This window comes from Leeuwenhoekiella marinoflava DSM 3653 (assembly GCF_900129005.1).
In the GTDB taxonomy this organism is placed as follows: Bacteria; Bacteroidota; Bacteroidia; order Flavobacteriales; family Flavobacteriaceae; genus Leeuwenhoekiella; species Leeuwenhoekiella marinoflava.
Genome location: NZ_FQUN01000010.1, coordinates 204,778 through 224,950, shown reverse-complemented (window position 1 = coordinate 224,950; position 20,173 = coordinate 204,778). Strand labels below are relative to the sequence as shown.

At 36.4% G+C, this 20,173-nt stretch carries 11 protein-coding genes; 3 read left to right on the top strand and 8 right to left on the bottom strand.

What is annotated here, in order from left to right; translation table 11 throughout:
* The first annotated feature begins 122 nt into the window (after window positions 1-122).
* The gene (locus BUB91_RS21290) at window positions 123-260 is read left to right on the top strand and encodes a transposase (RefSeq protein WP_317041340.1); all 138 of its coding nucleotides are present in this window, start codon (window positions 123-125) and stop codon (window positions 258-260) included.
* Window positions 261-836: 576 nt separating this feature from the next.
* On the opposite strand, the gene BUB91_RS10670 is transcribed toward BUB91_RS21290, so the two are convergent.
* The 6 genes from BUB91_RS10670 to BUB91_RS10645 form a co-directional block, all read right to left on the bottom strand.
* Complete coding sequence (locus tag BUB91_RS10670) at window positions 837-3,350, bottom strand: glutaminase family protein (protein WP_083557914.1); 2,514 nt, start codon at window positions 3,348-3,350, stop codon at window positions 837-839.
* A 40-nt stretch (window positions 3,351-3,390) separates the two neighbouring features.
* Window positions 3,391-4,836 carry an IPT/TIG domain-containing protein gene (locus BUB91_RS10665; RefSeq protein ID WP_073099225.1) on the bottom strand — a complete coding sequence of 482 codons (1,446 nt, stop codon included), beginning with the start codon at window positions 4,834-4,836 and terminating at the stop codon, window positions 3,391-3,393.
* A gap of 71 nt (window positions 4,837-4,907) precedes the next feature.
* Complete coding sequence (locus BUB91_RS10660) at window positions 4,908-5,894, bottom strand: DUF4973 domain-containing protein (RefSeq protein WP_073099224.1); 987 nt, start codon at window positions 5,892-5,894, stop codon at window positions 4,908-4,910.
* 10 nt (window positions 5,895-5,904) lie between these two features.
* On the bottom strand, window positions 5,905-7,962 hold the full coding sequence (locus tag BUB91_RS10655) for a RagB/SusD family nutrient uptake outer membrane protein (RefSeq protein WP_073099223.1): 2,058 nt from the start codon (window positions 7,960-7,962) through the stop codon (window positions 5,905-5,907).
* 10 nt (window positions 7,963-7,972) lie between these two features.
* Entirely contained in the window at window positions 7,973-11,374 is a 3,402-nt protein-coding gene (locus BUB91_RS10650) for a SusC/RagA family TonB-linked outer membrane protein (protein ID WP_073099235.1), read from the bottom strand.
* 156 nt (window positions 11,375-11,530) lie between these two features.
* Window positions 11,531-12,691, bottom strand: coding sequence for a FecR family protein (locus tag BUB91_RS10645; protein WP_073099222.1), 1,161 nt, complete (start codon window positions 12,689-12,691; stop codon window positions 11,531-11,533).
* 138 nt (window positions 12,692-12,829) lie between these two features.
* On the opposite strand from BUB91_RS10645, the gene BUB91_RS10640 reads away from it, so the two are divergent.
* Both BUB91_RS10640 and BUB91_RS10635 read left to right on the top strand, forming a co-directional pair.
* Window positions 12,830-13,405, top strand: a complete 576-nt coding sequence (locus tag BUB91_RS10640; RefSeq protein WP_073099221.1) for an RNA polymerase sigma factor — start codon at window positions 12,830-12,832, stop codon at window positions 13,403-13,405.
* Between the two features lie 686 nt (window positions 13,406-14,091).
* Window positions 14,092-14,571, top strand: coding sequence for a bile acid:sodium symporter (locus BUB91_RS10635; RefSeq protein WP_083557913.1), 480 nt, complete (start codon window positions 14,092-14,094; stop codon window positions 14,569-14,571).
* Here BUB91_RS10635 and BUB91_RS10630 read toward each other — a convergent pair whose 3' ends face one another.
* Together BUB91_RS10630 and BUB91_RS10625 are read right to left on the bottom strand one after the other, a co-directional pair.
* On the bottom strand, window positions 14,572-15,999 hold the full coding sequence (locus BUB91_RS10630; RefSeq protein WP_073099220.1) for an exonuclease domain-containing protein: 1,428 nt from the start codon (window positions 15,997-15,999) through the stop codon (window positions 14,572-14,574).
* Between the two features lie 274 nt (window positions 16,000-16,273).
* A complete protein-coding gene (locus tag BUB91_RS10625) occupies window positions 16,274-19,870 on the bottom strand; it encodes a ShlB/FhaC/HecB family hemolysin secretion/activation protein (RefSeq protein ID WP_073099219.1) in 3,597 nt (1,198 codons plus the stop codon).
* Window positions 19,871-20,173 lie beyond the last annotated feature (303 nt).

Genomic DNA, 20,173 nt, shown 5'->3' with positions numbered 1-20,173 from the left:
GCTTTCTCCAAATCCAGAAGTATAGGTTGCATAAATACCAGAATATTCCGTAATTAACCAGCTGGATAAGGCTTTTAATACCATAGCCAACACCATAACACTTAACTACAGATCCATTCTTAATTACTTTATCAATCAATAGAAGTACAAACGCTTCAGCAGAATCCTTTAATGCCAAAGTAAAGGCTTTTAGATCACAATTTAGAGGAGTGAGGAATACCGAATACTTCTTATATCGCTTGATTAAATTATATTCTTAAAATCGTAAAAACCCAGATTTTGGACTTGATCCGTGAAAAATGTTGAATTCTTCTTATATAGATTAACCACAATTTTTGCTTAAACACAACAATTAGACTTGATCCCAAATACGGATCAAATTATATGAATATCATAAAAACATAAAACCTTGTAAATCATAGTGTTTGCAGAGTTTTGGTTTCGTTTATAAGCCAAATTTGTGATCGCAGCAGGATTTGAACCAATCTCCAATACCGCGTATTCATTGACTTTTTAAAATAATACCCTGTAAATGTTAACCGAATTGTTGACCTATTTCATTAAAATTTAAAATTCGTCTTCTCAAATTAAAAAAATTCTCACCTTAAAAAAGCCATTTTTTATTGCATATCTGTTCATCTAGATTTGATCTTCTTAATGATTATTGCGTAAATAGATGTTTAACTTCTAAATCAGGCCTGCCCACCAGTGAAAATCACGTGCCTGTTCTAGCAATATAAAAAGTGGGGTGATCCTAATTTGCAAGCTAGAACCGCAAATTGGAATCATTCCTCTTTAATATAAACTAAATTTTTGAATTGGATTTTTCTATATTTTCAACTTTTAGTAGTGGTTTGCTCTTTTAGCATTTTAATAAAATAACCTCCTACTACAGAGCGCGCTTTAAATCCGACTTTACGGGAGTTGGTTGTTTCGTGCCAATCACTTAATGGAACACGGTCTGGAGTATAATTTGCAAAATTCCACATAGGAGTCATGAGTTTATTAAAATCTTCTGGATTTTCTGCCAGAGTAGCCGTCCATAAAACCCAATCCGATTTAGTATACGTTTTACGACTATCTAGTGGCAAGCCATAGTCTTCCTGTTTCGTCAGGTAATAAGCAACTTCTGTTTGCTGTACATCTTCAGGAAAAATATTTAAGTTTAAAATATCGTCCCAAACTAAATTATACTTTTGACTCCACGTATCATCACTTTCAAAGGCTAGCACATAATGGTCACCGTCTGCTGCAATAGCTTTCCACTTTAGAGCCATATCTTTAGCGGCACGTAAATACTTATCTCCTACATCAGATTTGCCCAACATACTGGCCAATTTACCATAAGAGGCAATAGCCATAATTGCTTTTACAGAAAGATTTGCGTTACGTGCTAAATGACCGGCAAAGTCATCCGTAGAAAGTTGATTTGCCGGGTCAAATCCGCTTTTCATTAAATAATCTGCCCAAATCGTTAACGTGTTCCAATGTTTATTAGCGTAGTCTGCGTTGCCTTCTTCTTTAGCTATAGCTGCGGTTAGTATGAGCATATTTCCCGCTTCTTCAACTGGCATATCCTCACCATATGTTTGCCCGGTCGCTATGGGATATGTTCCCAAATCGTGAGCCGGAAAGGGTTTTTTCCATCTTCCGCTTTCGCTGTATTCAAAAATACCGTTAAGCATTCCTTTCAATAAATCTGGGTTGTAAACTAAAAATAGTGGTGCTGAGGGGTAGGTCACGTCTACCGTGTTAATAGATCCATTACTGTTATTTTCTTTTGAAAGAAAAAGAATTTCTCCCTTAGGAGATTCTACCAAAACATGTGCGGCAATGGCCTGTCTATATGCGATGACGCAAAGGTCTGCGTATTTTTTACCACCAGCTTCAAGGGCATCTTTATATAATTTTGTATCAAATGATTTAACGCGATCCATTACATCGTCATAATCTGCATAGGCATGTGATAAAAGCTCGTCAAAAGATGCAGTTTCTTTTTTATACCAAGGTTTTAAAGATTGCCCAAAATAATTAACAGACTCTCCTTCATCGTAACCTAACAGGAAGATGCAATCTGCAGAACTTTCTATTTCACCAAGATCTGCGATGGTATTCATGATCAAACCTGTTTCAGGAATAACATCTGATTTCAAACTTGTATTTCCTATAAATCCAATTAAAGAATTTTTTGAATCACTTATGTATTGAATAACATTTTGTGACGGAGAAGCAACATAAAAATGCCCCCAATCTACACGAAGATCGTCGCCTTTTTTCTCCAGTACGGGTTGATCTTTTGTACCTACTTTTAAGGTAAGTAAACCGTCATGCCCATATTTTCTAGCTGTGAGCTTTTGGCTAGGAGTATTTGCCGCTATGTTTCCTGAAGCGCCAAGATAAACTCTTACTTTATGCTTTTTACCATCATTAGAAACGGCATTGACTGTTAAATAAGTTACCGGTCTGGCATAAATTTTTAAATCTTCAATTAATAAAGGTGAAGTAAATGTAGCTGTGAGATCTGTGCCTCCACATATAAAATTATAAATAGTTTGATTTGCAGTAAGCGATACATTGGTTTGCTTTGCTGTCTTAACACCATCAAGACCGGGTATTTTAACTTCTTTTACAAGCCCAGCATCCAGCCATCTGCCTCCGGCAGTATTTTTAATATGAATGGCAAGAATATTTTCTTTTTTTCTTAAAGACCTTAGGGCTTCGTCATTAAGAGGAATGTATTTAAAACTGTGTTGCCATCCTTTAAAATCATAAATTTCAATTCCATTTATATAGACTTTTACGTCATCGTCGTGACGCAATTTAACGTAAAGCTTTTCAACATCAATTTGCTCGAGATCAAAACTTCTACGATAAAAAAGTTCATCACTTTCCCAAATGGTTTTTGCTTCTGATCTATCGTCACTAAAAGGAGCTTCTCCCGTTTTCCAGTTAGATGCATCATAATTTGCCTTGAACCAGTCACCCTTTTGTTTTTCTTCGGTATAGAGAACTTTGTAGGATTGCTCATCGCTTGCAGGTAAAAGCGTTTTGTAAACTTTAGACTCCATACCTAAAAAACGATAAAGTTCTCCATCAACTTCTGCAATACCTACCAATGACTGATCCTGCTCGGTCCAGTGCTTAGTACTTGAAGCATTTAATTCATCGCCCATAGACCAGATACTAAAATTAGGATTATGCGTAACTAAGGGATAAGCAGGAGCTCGCAATTGAGCGCTATTATCTGTTGAAGCTATTGGAGACTGCTCATTATCTTTTACTGAAACACAAGCCGTAAATACTTGTAATGAGATGAGTAGTAGTATTAAGTAACGAAAATAAGTTGTCATATTTTTTAAATGTTTGCGTGATCTATAGTTTTTATATTGGTTATTCATCTTTAGTCTCTAGGGCTATTTTTCTAAAACGGTGATTAGATTTGTCACCTATATAGAAGGCACCCTCCTCCTCCTCGTAAGCAATACCAGTTGGCTGATCAAAACGAGCTTCTTCTCTAAGATCTCCATTGACATAACCCCAGGGATCGGGGTTTATACTTGAACTACCTCTACCCGCAAACGTGGTCACACTACCTTCTGGAGTTAATATTCTAATGTCGTGATTGTATTGCTCTGTAAAGTAAAAGTCATATTCATCTGCTTTACCTGCTTCTACATAATCTTCATTTTTCACAAATACACCTTGATATGGAGTATTTAATCGCACACCTGAGCCTACCCCATCTTGATAGCCCGCACTTCCTAATCTACCACAAACTAAATAGGGCTGGTTAAACTGCTTCTTTTCCCAATTGTAATCAACACGAAGAATATAATGCTTGTTAATAATCACTATGTAAGCATAATTTCCAGAAGGATGAATAAAGGTCTTATATTCCCAGCCGGGATCTTGTACGACAAACAATTGCTCATAATCCTTATCACCTAATCCCTCATCAAAATATTTATTGAGATCAAATCGGAAAAACTGTCCTTTCTCATAACTGTTGAAATAGAGCTCCCCATTAACCGGATGCACAGAGGCGCCATTACATTGTCTATATCTCGTAATAATTTCTCGATCCTGCCAATCTTTATCACGAGATAACCGGTAGGTGGCTCGATCATTTTCACCGCCTCGATCTTCAGCGATAATCATGTATTTACCATCATTTGTGAAATCTATACTACGTGGTCGATCAAAATCAGATCTCTTTTTGGTAACGGTGCTGTCTTCAAAATTAATCAGATAAAGACCGTTATTAAAATCGAATACAGCCCATAGGTGTTTTGGGTTTAACGGATCAAACTTGATAAATGAGGGTTCCCAGAACCCACTTGCTCTGTCAGTATCATTTTCAGCTGTGAACCTCCCATCTTTCCAAGGCTCATCACCTCTATCATTTTTATAGCCAATCAAGTTAGAAACAACCATCTTTCGCTGATAGTCAAAATTGGCATCTGCATATGCAACGACTTTATTTTCTTCTTGACCTATACGGACCTCAATATCACCTCCAAATGCTTGCTTAGGTATCAGGCAATAAATAGACTCACCATTTACACTAATTACAACAGCCTTTTTACCTCCTACAAGAACCGATACAAGATCTACATCTGTTCCAAAATTCTTTCCGTAGATAACCAAACGTTGTCCTGCCCCACCAGATTCTGGTGTGAACCCAGTAACCTCAACAGGTACCGAGGCATCAAATGGCGGAAAAACCATTTCTTCCTCATCATCATTTTGACACCCGTTAAAAAGCATACTTACAAAAGCAATTGCCACGCAAAGAACCTGTAAACTCCTAGTTTTATAAATTTTATTTAAATACATAATCATAGATTTTTAATTCATACACGTAATTGGGTTATACCCCAATTTTAAATGTATTTTATATTGCTTTTTTACCATTCTATTTGCTGATCTTCATCTGGAATCTGCGTGTTCAACTGTCGTTCTAAGATCAATGATCCCGAAACTTTATAATTAATAGCGACATTATCAACCAGTGTATAATCGGTAAATTGATAATCAATGTTATTAATGGTCAAATATCTATGTAATAAATAGGGGCGTATTTCATCCATACGTTCTGTGATGGTATAACTCGCATCTTTATTTATTTGAAAATTCATTTCAGGATTTTCAGCATAAAATATAACCCCGCCGGTTTCATCAAAATTTGCATACACTTTATAATTGCGACGATCCTGACGATCTTCATCTATATTTCCGGCATAAAAGAAAACGGTATTTTCATCTACCACATAAGATCTAATTTCTGATTTTACAACAGGTGTCTCGTTTTCATAGCCTTCCATAACCGTCTTTAAAGCAGTACCACTATACGTTCCTGAATAATCATTAAAAGGGTTAATACGCAAAAGTGCCTTCCGGTAATTTTTACGAGGGTTTGCTACGTAGTCATAAGACGGATCGTCTTTTATAGTTAAAGGAAGTACCCACTTGTCAACCATATCGATACCATTCAATGAAAAATCGATCCCCATAAGCGAAGTGTTCTCTCCCGCTTTGATCTCTACCTGAAAAGGAATGGTATAATACTTACTATCTAACTGTCTGTAATAAAAATCTTCCCGATTCTGAAAGCGTTCATAATTAAGAACCTCTAATGTATCTGCATCTACAGCAACTTCTACAGTAATGTCTTCGTTATTTGTTTTAGAGCCGCTTACGATTAATGGTTGCTGAAATGTTGTTTTTTCAGACTCCTTATAGCGTATGTATATATCGGTAACACCACCACTGGTTAATGGTGCTTTAAATGACACGTAATTCTCAAATTGTTCTTCTGTCCACTCATCGTTGCACGAGGTGCAAAGTATTAGCTGAACCAGGCAAAGAATTAGTATTAATGGTTTATTTTTCATGATATTTTTATTAATCGTTATAATTCCATCCTGGGTTTTGTGTAAGGCGGTTGTTTCTTTTAAGCTCTGTTAAACTTATAGGCCAAAACCACATTTTATCTGAGAAGGTGGTTTCTAATGCCCATACAGCAACGGGTTTATGAAAAAGATCGCGTTCTTCTTCACTCATAATAATATTGCAGCCATAAATAGGTAGAGCCTCTTCGATATCAGCATCCATCCATCGGCGTAAATCGTAATAGCGCTGACCTTCAGCTAAAAGTTCAATAAAACGTTCTTCTTTTAGTTGCTCTCTCAATGCATCTTTATCATTATAAACAGCCAGCGGATAATCTGGTACCCCACCGCGTATGCGTACTGGGTGTATTCCTCTTTGAAGTTCTGGAATTGTACGAGCTATAATGTGTGTGCCTCCATTCCAGGAAGGAATATTATATGACCCGTCTAATTCATTTAGAGCTTCTGCATACATAAGTAAAATATCTGCGTAGCGAATGGCAGGCTCAGGTTTGAAGACGATCTTATCAATGCTTCCACCTTCATATGTATCATTAGGATGAACATATTTTTTGATACCAAAACCCGTTCTTAACCAGTATGCATTAGATGAATTGAATCCGTTGCCCTTGGGGTTATTACGGTAATAAAAAACCTGCTGATTGCGGTTACGTTCCTGAGATTCATTTAATAAAGACCAAAAACTTCCATTGTAAGCAACAGACGCATAAAAGCGAGGCTCCCGGTTTGCATATTGTAGTGAAACACCTGGCAATAACGGTTTAAACATACCGGCATCAACGTCCTCTTGTGTTACATAACCACTTGCACGCTCAGAGCCGTCCCCACGACCGATCTCGCTGTCCTTACCGGGTACATCTGTACCATCATTCATGGCATAAGCGTCTACAATTTTTTGAGTTAATCCATGAGTATTCCACCCTGTTGCAGATCTTGGCAATTGGTGCGCAACCATATCTCGTATTGTTTCTGAGACCTGATTATTACCTCTGGTAAAAATCAATTCAGGATTTCCTGAGGGAGGTAAAGTCCCGTCAAAAACTTGTGCATAGGATTTTTTAGGATCTATATTAGCCCAACCATCAGGCCAAGATTTTTCTGAAAAATTACCATCATCCGGAGGAATAACCGTTGCATCATCACCTGTTTCCTGAACGGGCACAGTATACAGCTCATAGACTCCTAGATCGATGACATCTTTTGCAGCGGCTGCTGCCTGAGCCCATTTTTCTTCTTGATAATCTGATGAAAGTAATTTTTTACCCTCGTCATCCATTAATAAAGAGGCAAAATTAGAGTTGTTTCCGTTTACTAGTGGACTAGCTGCGTAAATCAGGACTTTTGCCCGGGTTGCCAGGGCTGCTCCAACAGATGGTCTTGCAGAGCCATCCTGACCCCGTACCAGACCTAATGTTTGCATTTCTTGCGCAGCAAGAAGCATTTCACTACTTATAAAGGCGGCACACTCTTCGTAAGTGCTGCGCGGTACAGCCAGATCATCGTAACTATCTGCATAATCTAACCCTTCATCAGGTAGCAGTGGAATTGGCCCATATTTACGCAATAACAACCAGTATAAATAAGCTCGTGCAAAACGTGCTTGCCCTCTATAGTCTTCTATCTCTTCGGCAGACATTTCTTTATTCATGTAAATTTTATGAATAAAGGTCGATGCGTTACGAATACCACGGTAACATTGTGTCCAAGACTCTTGCTTATCATTTTCAGAATACTCTCCCATCTTAAACATGTTGTAGGAAAGTTCATTTTTAGACGGGTCGTAATCGCTATCGCGGTCTCCATAATACATATCGTCAGCAAAGTTGTGAGGAGTGATCCCCTTACTTGCCACATCTGCATTCATTCCTCTTAATTCTTCAAATACATTAGCCAGCCATTCTTCAGAATAAACCTTACTCTCAAATACCTTTTCTTCTGTTAATCGATCTTTAAAATAGGTGCTAGAATCCAGGTAATCATCATTACAAGAAGTTATAAGACTAGTGCCGAATACGAATATCAGAACAGTATATACTATTTTTTTAATCATCTTTTTAAGTTTACAGGTTAACACTAATTCCCATCGTTATAGATTTTATTGGAGGATAGTCTTCTCCTCGCGGTGTGGCCAATTCTGGATCCCAAAGTTTGAACTTAGACCACGTCACTAAATTGGTCCCCACCAGATATAAGCGGAGGTTTTGAACACCAATTCTGGCAGTAATACTTTCAGGAAGTTGATAGCCAAAATCAACAGTTTTAAGACGTAGATACCTGCCGTCTCTTAACCAAAATGTAGATTCTCTAAAGTTGTTAGGATTTGGGCCAAAACTCAATCTAGGATAGGAAGCATTAGGATCTTCTGTTGAATGATTACCAGAAATATCTGCAGATATCCAGCGGTTATCTCCCATAACACCTTTCATTACCTGTCCCCATTCGCCTTCGCTAAATGCGTGAACCGTTTTTCCGAATGTAGAAAATGTAGATTTACCCGCTCCTTGAAAGTGTACACCTAAACCAAAACCTTTCCAGTTAGCAGAAGCTCCTAAACCGTAGATTAGATTGGGACGTCTAGTAGCACCTATAGCAACGCGGTCACCATCATTTACAACACCGTCACCATTTACATCTTTATACTTTATATCTCCGGGCTGGTACACTCCAAAAGTTTGGGTAGGACTGTTTCGTATATCGTCATAATCTTTAAACAGACCCAAAGCAATTAAGCCTCTGGACTGATCTACGCGGAAGCCTTCTTGGTTCTGATAGGCGTAGACATTATTTTCTTCATCGCGTTCTAAAATCTCATTCTTACTGTAGGTGATGTTACTACGGGCAGTAAGGGTAACTTCTCCCAGCTGTTTCCGGTACAGAAAACGACCGTCAAAACCTTGTGATTTTACAATACCTACGTTTGCTCTAGGCGTACTTTCTAACCCGACCATAGCCGGTAAAAAGTTTCTGGTCATATAAATACCTGAGCGCTCTTCTTTAAAGAAATCTAAGTTTGCTGTAACCCCTCGGGTTTCGATATCAAAACCAAGATTTTGTTTTGTAGCCACCTCCCAAGTAACATAAGATGAAGCTACCTGTGAGTAGATGATTCCGCCATAATACCTGTCTGAACCATAATCTGCCCATTGATAACCCCCGGTGGGCTCGAGAGGTTGAATGAGATTACCATCATCATCCCGACGAAATAGTTCTGAAATGGTATATAGATAAGGGAAACGTTCTCCTCCCGCTAACTGGTCGTTACCTGCTTTACCATAAGAATACCTGATCTTAAAAAGGTTGATCCAACTCAAATGATCTTTTACAAATTTTTCTCCCGCAATGTTCCAAGCAAATGAAATCGCTGGAAAAAAACCATACTGCTGTCCCGGTGCAAAATTCTCAGAACCGGTATAACCAAAATTAAAATTTACCATATATCGTTCATTCCAATTGTAAAGAAGTCGTCCCGCTAGAGCTTGATTTCTTCTGGAAATCCCGTTCTTAATGTCCGTACCAAGATCAACGGTTTGTATAAAGGCATCACGAGTAAATCGCAATGCTCCACCCACATTATGATTACCAAAACTACGGTCATAGTTAACCATCAGGTCATAAAACTCAAGTCTGTTACCAGATGAATTACCAGATTGATTGAGTTCGGCAGGATCAGAAATTTGAGTAAAAATTAGGTCTCCGTTTGCATCCCGCGCCCTTGCAGCACGCCATTGCTCTGGCCATTTGCGACGTTGTATGTTATTTATATTCTCGATGTCATAGCCCACGATACCACGCATACGAAGTCCTCGCGTAATAAAATTAAAATCCTGTTCTATGGTAACGTTAGTTTGTACTTTATTAACCCAGTTCTCATTAAACCCCGTTTGAGTTGCCATAACCCAAGGGTTGGTCTGGTTTCCAGTTCCTATTGAAGGTACATAACCGTTTGAATACAATACCGGTGTACGTATGGGTGAATACCCAAATAGGGAGCCCCAGAAATCAACATCACCCAACCCCGGGCTGTTTCGTTTACTTATAGAACCTGCCACACCTACTTTTGCAATCGTTGTAGGAGTGATATTAAAATCTGCGTTAAGGCGATAGTTCCAGCGTTTGTAATTGGCATTGGTATCGTAATCGTCTTTTAGTGATTCATCTATTTTATACATTCCACCTTCATTAATATAACTTCCTGAAACGTAAAATCTAGAAGTTGGCCCTCCACCACTCATATTTAAATTTACACGATACGTCATCGAGCCATCGCGTAGCAGTTGATCTTTCCAATCTACATTAGGATATAGATCAGGGTCTAATCCCAATCGTAAAATTTCTAGTTCTTCAGGTTGATATATAGGACCTTCATTACGCGTAATACGTGCTTCGTTTAACAAATTTGCATAGGTTATACCATCTTCAAAATCTGGTGTAATCGTACGTGTATTGTAAATAAATTCATCTTTAAAATTGATCTGAATTTTACCATCGCTACCTCTCTTTGTTGTAATTAATATAACACCATTTGCCCCTCGTGAACCGTACATTGCAGTTTCAGCTGCATCCTTTAAAACGGTAATAGACTTTACATCTTCAATATTAAGCTCATTTAAATCACGTTCAATATTATCTATTAAAACCAACGGACTACTGCCTCCACCAAAAGTAGAAATCCCACGAATCCAGAATTCTGAAATATTTCTCCCCGGTTGTCCAGATTGAATCATTCCCATTACACCAGGTACATTACCAGCTAGCGCATTTGATACACTAGAAGTTGGGTTTGTTTTCATATCTTCCATATCAACGGTTGAAACTGCACCGGTTAAGGAAACCTTCTTTTGCCTACCAAAACCTACAATAACAACCTCTTCCAGACTGTCTGCATCTTCTTTTAAAATTATATTCAGATTGGTTTTACCATTTACAGGAATCTCTTGCGTAGCAAAGCCAACATACGAAATGACTAAAATAGCATCTTGATTTTTAACTTTAAGGGAGAACTTTCCGTCAAAATCAGTTATAACACCATTGACCGTACCTTTTTCAAGAATACTTGCGCCAGGAAGTGGTACGTTGTCGAGAGCAGTGATTACCTGACCTTTTATCTCTATCTCTTGGATATTAGTTTTTGAAACTGGTTTTTCCTCTATAATTTCATTGGTTTTCTTAATGGTAATAATGTGATCTGAACTAATATCGAAATCAAGATCACCTTTATTAATAAAACGTTTTAGTAAATTTTCAATATTAAACTCTCCTTTTCGTAATTGTATTTTGGGCGTATTCTTAAAAGAGTTTATAGAATAAATAAACCTGTAATCAGTCTGCTCTCTAATCATATGAAATACTTCATTAATAGTCACCACCTGATCTTTGGAGATGGTGATTTTATCCTGAGAGTATGAAGATTTTGGCGATAAGCCAAACGCCGTAATGCACAGTAAAAAAATAAATGTTTTCATAAGTAAAAGCAGCAATTTCTTTGGATAGGAGAATTGCGAACAGGGTAATTTAATTTTCATAAATTTGTTAGGTATTTGTTAGTGAATATCTAATATTAATACTTGAGAGAGACGAAGTTGAGTCCATCGCCAAATGTTTGACTTCGTTCTCTTTTTTTATTCTATTGCAATTTCATTTTTTTCAATTTTGTAGTTATTAATTATTCCTAAGTTCTTTATCTGCAACAGTATTTGATCGATATCTTGATTCTTACTCAGAATTCCTACAAATTTTTCTTGCCGCACATTTTCATTTAAAAAATTGAATTCTACATCGTACCATCGAGAAAGTACTTTGGTTATTTCTAGGAGGGATTTATTATCAAAACTAAAAATTCCTTCTTTCCACGAAGTTTCATTATAAATATCAATCGATTTCGTTATGATCCTATTGTTATTTACATCATATTTTGCTTGTTGACCCGGCTCAAGAACCTGTTCTATTTCTTCAACTTTTAATTTTATTTTCCCTACTACCAAAGTGGTAAGAACATCTGCATCATCATTGTAAGCTTTAATATTAAATTCAGTTCCCAAAACTTCTACTTTCTGATCACTGTTATAAACTATAAAAGATGCTCCCTCGTGTTTTGTAGCTGATGATACATCAAAATAGGCCTCTCCATACTCCAGTTCTACCTCGCGAGAATTTCCTGCTTTAAATTGAGTAGGATATTTTAAACGACTATCAGAATTGAGCCACACTTTTGTACCATCTGATAAAATGATTGAAAATTTTCCTCCTCTCGGCACCGTTAAATAGTGATAGGCAATTTCTTTACTCTCCTTACTATCTTTGGTATCTGTTAAATATTCAATTAGGGTTCCATTAGTTAAATAGCCGCTTTTTTGAAATATTTCTTTTGCTCCAAGCTGTATTTCAGATCCATCTTCCAAGGTTAATGTGGCTTTATCTGTTCCTACTTTTATCTGTTTTGAAGATGTGGATGCGCTATTAAATATATAGTTACCATACTGAAAATCGACTATTAAAATTAAAATCACAAGAATAGCTGCCGCATATCTACTGAATAACCTACGTTTTTGAATATGCCGCAATCTTTTGCGTTTATCAATTGAGGTTAATAAGTTTTGCAAAGCCAGATTTGTATTGGGGTTATTAATACTGTAAGTAATCGTGTAATAATCTTTTATAAAAGATTCTAATTCTTGTTTATTAGAAGGCTTTTCTATCCAGTCAGACAATGATCTCAAATCTTCCTGAGAAGCTGTATTTGTTAAATACCTTATTAAAGTTTGTTCTATTTTACTCTCCATCTTTTTTGCTAATCTATACTAGTAATACAATTAAAATAATCTACACCCTTGCTTTGGTTAACATTTTTTTTAATTTTTATTATAATTTTTTTAATATTAAACAATTAAACGTGTGTTTTTTTAACTATATAGCACCTTATGTATAACGACAATCTGACTTTAATAAAACGTCTACAGAATGGAGAAGAAGCTGGTTATGCGTTGCTTTTAAAACTTTACCATAAAAAATTATTTGCTTATGTATATACATTTACGCATAACCATGCTATCACAGAAGACATTATTCAAAATGTATTTTTAAAATTATGGGAGTACAGAAGTAGACTTAATCCTGAGTATTCCATTAAGAACTTTCTATATAAAAGCTGCTACAATGAGTTTATAAACTACTATAAAAAAAATAATCACTTAACTCCTTTTGACAAGGTGTACATAAATACAGTTGAATCTGTAGTACATAACAATGATATAGATATCCTCGAGAGAAAAAAGGAGGTCATTTTTGAGGGGGTTTCGTTATTGCCCCAAAAATGTGCTGAGATCTTTATGCTTAGTAAAAAAGATGGTTTATCTAATACTGAAATTGCTGATTATCTTAAAATTTCAAAAAAGACGGTAGAAGGTCATTTAACTAAGGCATATTCTATATTGAGAGAACAATTGGGAGCTAAACTTATGAGCATCTTTTTCCTGCTGTTTAAAAAGTTTAAATAAAATAGAAAGTTCTTTTAACTGAATTTTTAAAATTTGTCTTTACGCATCTGGAACTTATCTTTGCATTTCACTAGGACGCAGAAAAAACTCGTTTATAAACCACAATTAAAGTATTTTCTATATACTACATACTACATACTACATACTACATACTATATAAGGTTACTCCAACAAAATACCTAAGACCAATTAAAACAATCCTATAACTCAAAATAGTTCGCTTTGACCAGTCTCAGTAATCAGTACCCTAATCACAGTTTAAGACAAGATCCCCATTTATATCTCAAAACAGCAAAATAACTGAAACGATTATATCAAAAATGAACCAACAATGGATATTTAGAATTATATCTTCGTTCAAATAAAGCTTAGGAGTTAAAACTAATTAGTGCGAATGTACCTTTTGATCCCACTACATAATCATACCATATTTCCTAATGCACAAAACAATATTTTTAATAAAAACTAATTAGATATTTCCAATAATTTGAATTCAAACATACTAAATAATGGCTTCTTTAGTATATAACTAATTCAATTATAGAATGTTTGTGATATAAACCCTATTTTTTGGAAAGTAAAAATTTTCCAGACCTCCACTAATTTTATCACATTTTACTTTTTGTACTTTAATTGACAGGCACGCCTTGATTTTCCATGCTAAAAGCGTATTGTCGATAGTCAATATGCTTAGCAAAAAAGGCTATCAGGTAGTAAACCCTAAAAGGATCAGAAGATTCATTAGAAAGATGCGGCACTGTTACGCTATACTCAAAAAAATTCTCTTGATCATTTATAAAAGTTTTGCAGAATCGTTTGCCGAAAATTTATTCACTAGTGTTTCCATCATAGATTTAATACTGCTGTTTGCAGGTGTTCTGGCTGTATTTTCAATTATTTTTATAATAACCGGATTGATCGCAAAGCTGTTTGGTTTTAATATGGAAGACCGCATCACGGCTCAATTTTGTGGTACTAAAAAATCCCTGGTTCACGGAACGGTTTTTTCTAAAATTCTCTTCGGAAATATGGCAAGTTTGGGACTCATTTTACTGCCTTTGATGCTTTTTCACGCTTCACAAATTATGATCATAAGTGCCATAGCCTCGCGCTTTGCAAGAAAAGTAGATGCCGAAAAAGCGAGCGAACTTGCTAATGAAGCGTAATCAAGAAAGCCAGGCTTCAAATATATTTTGATTAGAAGTTTCTGTTTGTTTAAGTGGCAATCGGGTGATTCCTTTTTGTGTAGCTAAATAGCGCCGAACGATACGATCTGCATAAGCAGAACTTTTCTGCGGATTTAAAAAGTTAGTAAAGTCTTCCGGTTGATTGAATTCTTCAGTCTCATCAATAAACCCATAACCTGCAAACCGACCTTGTTTCAGGTAAATAAAAGACTTTTCCTGAGTATTTCTTCCTTTTTCAACGAGCAGACAAGATTGCTCATAGGTATGAATATAATCTAGAGCTTTACTCACACGAGCATTATATGTTTCCGCCTTTAAATCGCCACGACAGGCACCACTACACGTGTGTATTTTATAGTGATTACACTCCGTTACACCTTGTTGCAGCCCACAATATTTTGGGCACAAATCAAACTCCTCACAAATATGTTCTAAAAACTGAATGGCTTCTTCACGGGTGTAAAATTGCATCCAGCTTACGGGAGCGATTTTATTTTTATGCAAGGCAAATTGCTCGATACCTTGTTTGTTGTGATAGGAGGTAAGCTTGTAGGGTTTTGTTGGGTTTTTCTGAGCTTTGTTGTATTTGGGATAGTGTTTGAGAATGAGTTCAGCTTCCCGAAGCAAAGCGAGTAACTCACTGCCGGTAAGTTCATAATCTATACTGTGGGTATTTTGCAGCAATTCATATTTACGATTACTTTTTTCTTTAAAATGAGAAAGCACTCGTTTTTGAATATCTATGGCTTTGCCAATGTATAGCGGTTTCCCGATTTTATCTCTAAAAAAATACACCCCGGCTTTATGAGGCAATTCTTCAAAATCTGAAGCTTTAAAATGTGGCGGAAAATAGGATTCTTTTGATTTTCGGTTTAAGAACTCATCTATTACTTCGTATTCAGGATCCAGATCCAGGCAGCGTTGAAATAAGATTACAGTAGCTTCGGTGTCGCCCTCGGCGCGGTGACGATCATAATGTGGTATGTTTATAGAAGTACATAAATTGCCCAGACTGTAAGAGAATAAACCGGGAATGAGCTTTTTGGAAAGACGCACAGTACACAGGCGTTTTCGGTTAAAATCTATCCCTGCCTCACTAAATTCTCCTCGAACCACATTGTAGTCAAAACCCACATTATGAGCGACGAAAATACAATTTTCTGTCAGCGTATTGATGCGGTCTGCGAGTTCATTAAAATAGGGAGCATCCTCAACCATTCGGTCATTGATACCCGTAAGTTTTTCAATATAAAGCGGGATGTCTCTTCCGGGATTAACTAAAGAAGTAAACCGATCAATCTCTTTTCCATCTTTTAAAATGATGATACAGATTTCGGTTATTTTGTTTCCTTTGATACCGCCGCCGGTTGTCTCTACATCAATGATTGCAAACTTTGCATCTTTCATACCTACAAAGTACGCAAATCTATTTTTCTTTTGAAAGGAAAAAATCCGTATTAACGGAAAAACTCCACAAGTATTGAATGATGTTTAGTTCTTAGACAGTTTAATTCCATAAAAAACCCGTTCTGTTTAAAAAACGGGTTTACTATTTAGTTGATTAATTTACTCAATAATCAAGATTTAAATGCTGAGGCCTGCCTCGAAGTTAAAAGCTGTTTCCTTTTAATGCCTTGCGGGGCTGCTTTTGTCGGACAGGCTTGCTCCAAGGTCGTTTACTTTAGAATTTAAAACCTAATGTAAATAACACACGGTCGCTTTCTTTACTGCGGTAATACCCTACGTTAGCAGTAATCGCTTTAAAACCGTTGATAAAAACAGAACCTCCATAACTGTTATGCCATTGTTCTGAATTGTCATTGTCTACCCAAACACGACCGTAATCAAAACCAGCAGAAACTCCCAGTCTCAGCGGTATGAAATTGGTTTTCAATTGAGCAATACCTACACGTAAATCGGTACTTTGGTAAAATGAAGTCTGCCCATTAAAACGCTCATTTCTAAATCCGCGTAAGCTATTATTTCCGCCTAAAGTAGCAGCGTGATAAAACTCATACTCATCTCCAAAGTTCATCGAAGCACCAATCTTAGTGGCCAGCACTGCCATACCACTAGGATGTAATGGATAATCTATAGAAAGCGTAGGTTTTAGATAGGTAAATTCGTTATTATATTCATCAATATTTGTTTTGTATCCCGCAACAAGATCAAACTGAAATCCTCTGCGTATAAAAGCGATTTCACCACTCTTATTTTTATATTGAAAAGCAGCTTCTGCACCGGCATAATATTGGGTGTTAAAAACATCATCGCCAGCATCAATGATGTTAGTATCACCGGTAACACCGTCACCAGAATATTCTACATTTAAAGACTCAACAGTTGGCCCTAAGCGCAATGATACTCGATCGTTTCTATAGATTAAGGATGGCTTCACACTCCATTGACTGATGCGAACCCGGTTAAAATCAAGATCTACCTGATCTCTGTCGTAATCTGTATGATTACCAGTTCCAAAATAATTTATAGCATAATTAGGAGTCGTATAACGAGCATCCAGACCAAAATTCCAATTGTAAAATGCATTAGCAAACTCTCCAGAATATTTTAATTCCACACCATGAGTCGCAGCATAATATTTAGCCATTAAGGTTTGCTGTGTTAAAAATGGATTATTAGCTAAACCGTATGTAGTATATGTACCACTTAAGCCAGCAGAAAAACCAGTATCTTGATTGTATCCCAAAACAGGTAAAGTAGAAAAAGCATCTAATTTTCTAGAAGCATCATTATACGTATTGATGTCATAACTATCTACTAACCATTTACGACTACCCGAATTTACAAAGGTGTTTTTCTTGCTTTTGTAATCATAAGCTTTGGCTGCTCGTGTGTTTTCAAAATCATATACATCATTATTCTCACCACCTAATATTTTAAGAGGGATATAGTGATCACCATCTCCTACGATTTTAAAGGTATCTTCATCATCCATACCGTAGATCCAGATTTCTTTTGTAAGTTCTTTATCGTAGGTGCGTTCAAAAGATTCTCCTTCTTCTGTGGTTAACTTTATAGTGGTCTTGCCATTCGGTTGACGGGTGATTAAAAAATCGTCTTTGTCTTCAGTACCTAAAATGATTTGATGACTCATTAAATAGTCATAATAACGACGGGCAATAGATTTCAGATTATCGCGGCGCGTTTTTAAATTCTCTTGAATACTTGCCATACTTTCGTCTTGGGTGGCTTCCGGTAAAGTTTTAAAAGCAACTTCGATGGTTTCATCAGTTAACTTCTGCTGAATAAATTCAACTTGTTCTTCCCAATCTTCCCAGGTAAGATTCTTTATAATAGCTTGATCTAAAGGATATGCATAACGACTCAACCACTTCACATTGTTTACGTCTTCGTCGTATTTTTCCATAGATCTAAAGTCAATCATAGCGACTTTAAGCAGACTTAAAATGAGTCCGTCATATTTAGGAAACGCCTGATCTCTATCTCTACGAATGGTTTTATAGGTTGTTGTACCGTCTTCCTGCTCATAAGCAGACCACCGCCACTGGTCATAATGCCTGTCATAATCACCTACGGCAAAATCCATTAAACGAACTTTTAAAAAGTTGGATTCATCTACCTTGTGCTTTTTAGAATCCTGTATTTCGGCCAGAAGATCTTTGGTGCTTATGATATCATCTGCATCACCAAAACGCTCAAAAGATTGATTCTCATCTCCGGCGTGTGCCTCAAGCATATAAAGTTTATCGCCATAATCTTCATTAAAAATACCCAGTTGCTTTTGTTTAGGTAAATAGTAGATTTTAGGTTGCGCATTGTAAATATCTAAGCTGTCAAAAATGGGGTTTAGCGCAAACGGAGCGTAGGGTTGAGCTGTAGTATAAAAATCCTGTACAATTTCTTCAGCAATGGTGTTTTGCATAAAATCACGCACGTAATGATCTGTAATTTTAGACTGAATAAAACGCACGGCACTCTTTCGCAATTCACGGGCCGTGTATTCGTGTTTTTCATCATCGATAAGACGTAACGAACGCGACTGGTTACCACCACCTTCTGAGATAGCGTGTACATTACCGGGAAGTGTTGAGAGGTCTAAAACCGGAGCTTCAATCTCTTTGCTGTAAACATCACGGTAGTGATTTCCCCAGAAAAATTTGTACAGGCTGCTTTTATCTGTTTCTTCTTTTGTGTAAATAGAAGCTTTTGTAGTACTACCCATCGCGCTGATATCAGGATAGCTTATTTCTCCTTGCTTAGGTTGCTGACGTCTGATTTTTTTCTCAAAAAGTTTCTCAGGTGATCCTGCATCAGTAGTAAAAAATTCTACTTTAGAACTACGGTCTTTATAGACTGTAAGCCTCGCAAAACCATTGGATTTTGAAGCAAACTGCCCATCTTTAGCTTTACGCACATTATCTAATTTATCAGTGGCAGCACCACTTATGATTTGTGGGATGCCATCATCAAAAACATATTGCAGGTTTTTATCACTTGCAGAAACAAATATTACATCAGGAAACTGACTTGCTAATGTTTCTAAAGTACCGGCATATTTTTGGCGTTGAGTACTGTAAAAATCCTGAGCAGATACTCCTCCAATAGCTTCTAAAAAGTTTTGTCTAGAAAGGCTGAGTACAGAATGATAAACAGCAACAACTACCGTCTTATTCTGCTCATCTTTTAGGTCATCTTTAAACTTCGCAATAAAATCATCACGAGTTTTGATGTCACATTTATTATTGAGGTATAGGTGATTGTCCCAGTCTTCTAAAAACCACTGAGAATCTATCATCAAAAATTCTATATTTTCAGTATCCAGATCATCAAGCTCCCGTGGGCAGCCGTCATTAGGCCAGAATTTAACTTTGCTGTTGTCTTGTATAAAAGACTCCATATCATCTATATTTTCGTGACCGTTTTTGTTCCACTCATTACGGCCGGGCATAAAAATGATATTTCCATTAAAATTAGCAAGAGGTTGCATAATGCTCTGTTGCAGCAATTCTTCAACCTTTTTACGGTCTTTCTTTTTAGGAGGATAGCCATCTTTTGTGATGTTTCCCAGTGCGACAAAAGTCGCTTTATCATCATTCTGAGAAAGCTCGCTTATAGACTTAAGGACCTGTTGAGTAGGATTACTGGTTTTTAATTCGGTATTTCCTGTAAAGTAAAAGACCTGTTCTACCTCTTTGTTTTGTGCAAAGCTCGTTTGGGCCAGTATGAAAAGTAAAAAAGTAAAGACACTAAATTTACTGAAGAACAGGTTTAATGTGGTTGTGTATTTATGAGACATAAATGAATTGAATGATTTTGAGGTTGAAAATATGTCAAATATGTTAATGTTAAATATTTTTTAACCCTATATAACACTCCTTTAATGAAGTGTTAAGAGTTTTTGAAAGATGTGAGGAGGTTTTGTGAAAAAGAGGGCTAATTCACACGTGTTTAAAAACTAAAATAAATTTTGAATATAGGTTAAAAATTTAAGCTCCGATTTTCATTACAATCGGAGCTTTTTTATGGCTTCTTCTAAATTTCTCAATCGCTAAAATGCATTTTCAATACATATAGTTTGTATTAAATCTGTAACCTGACT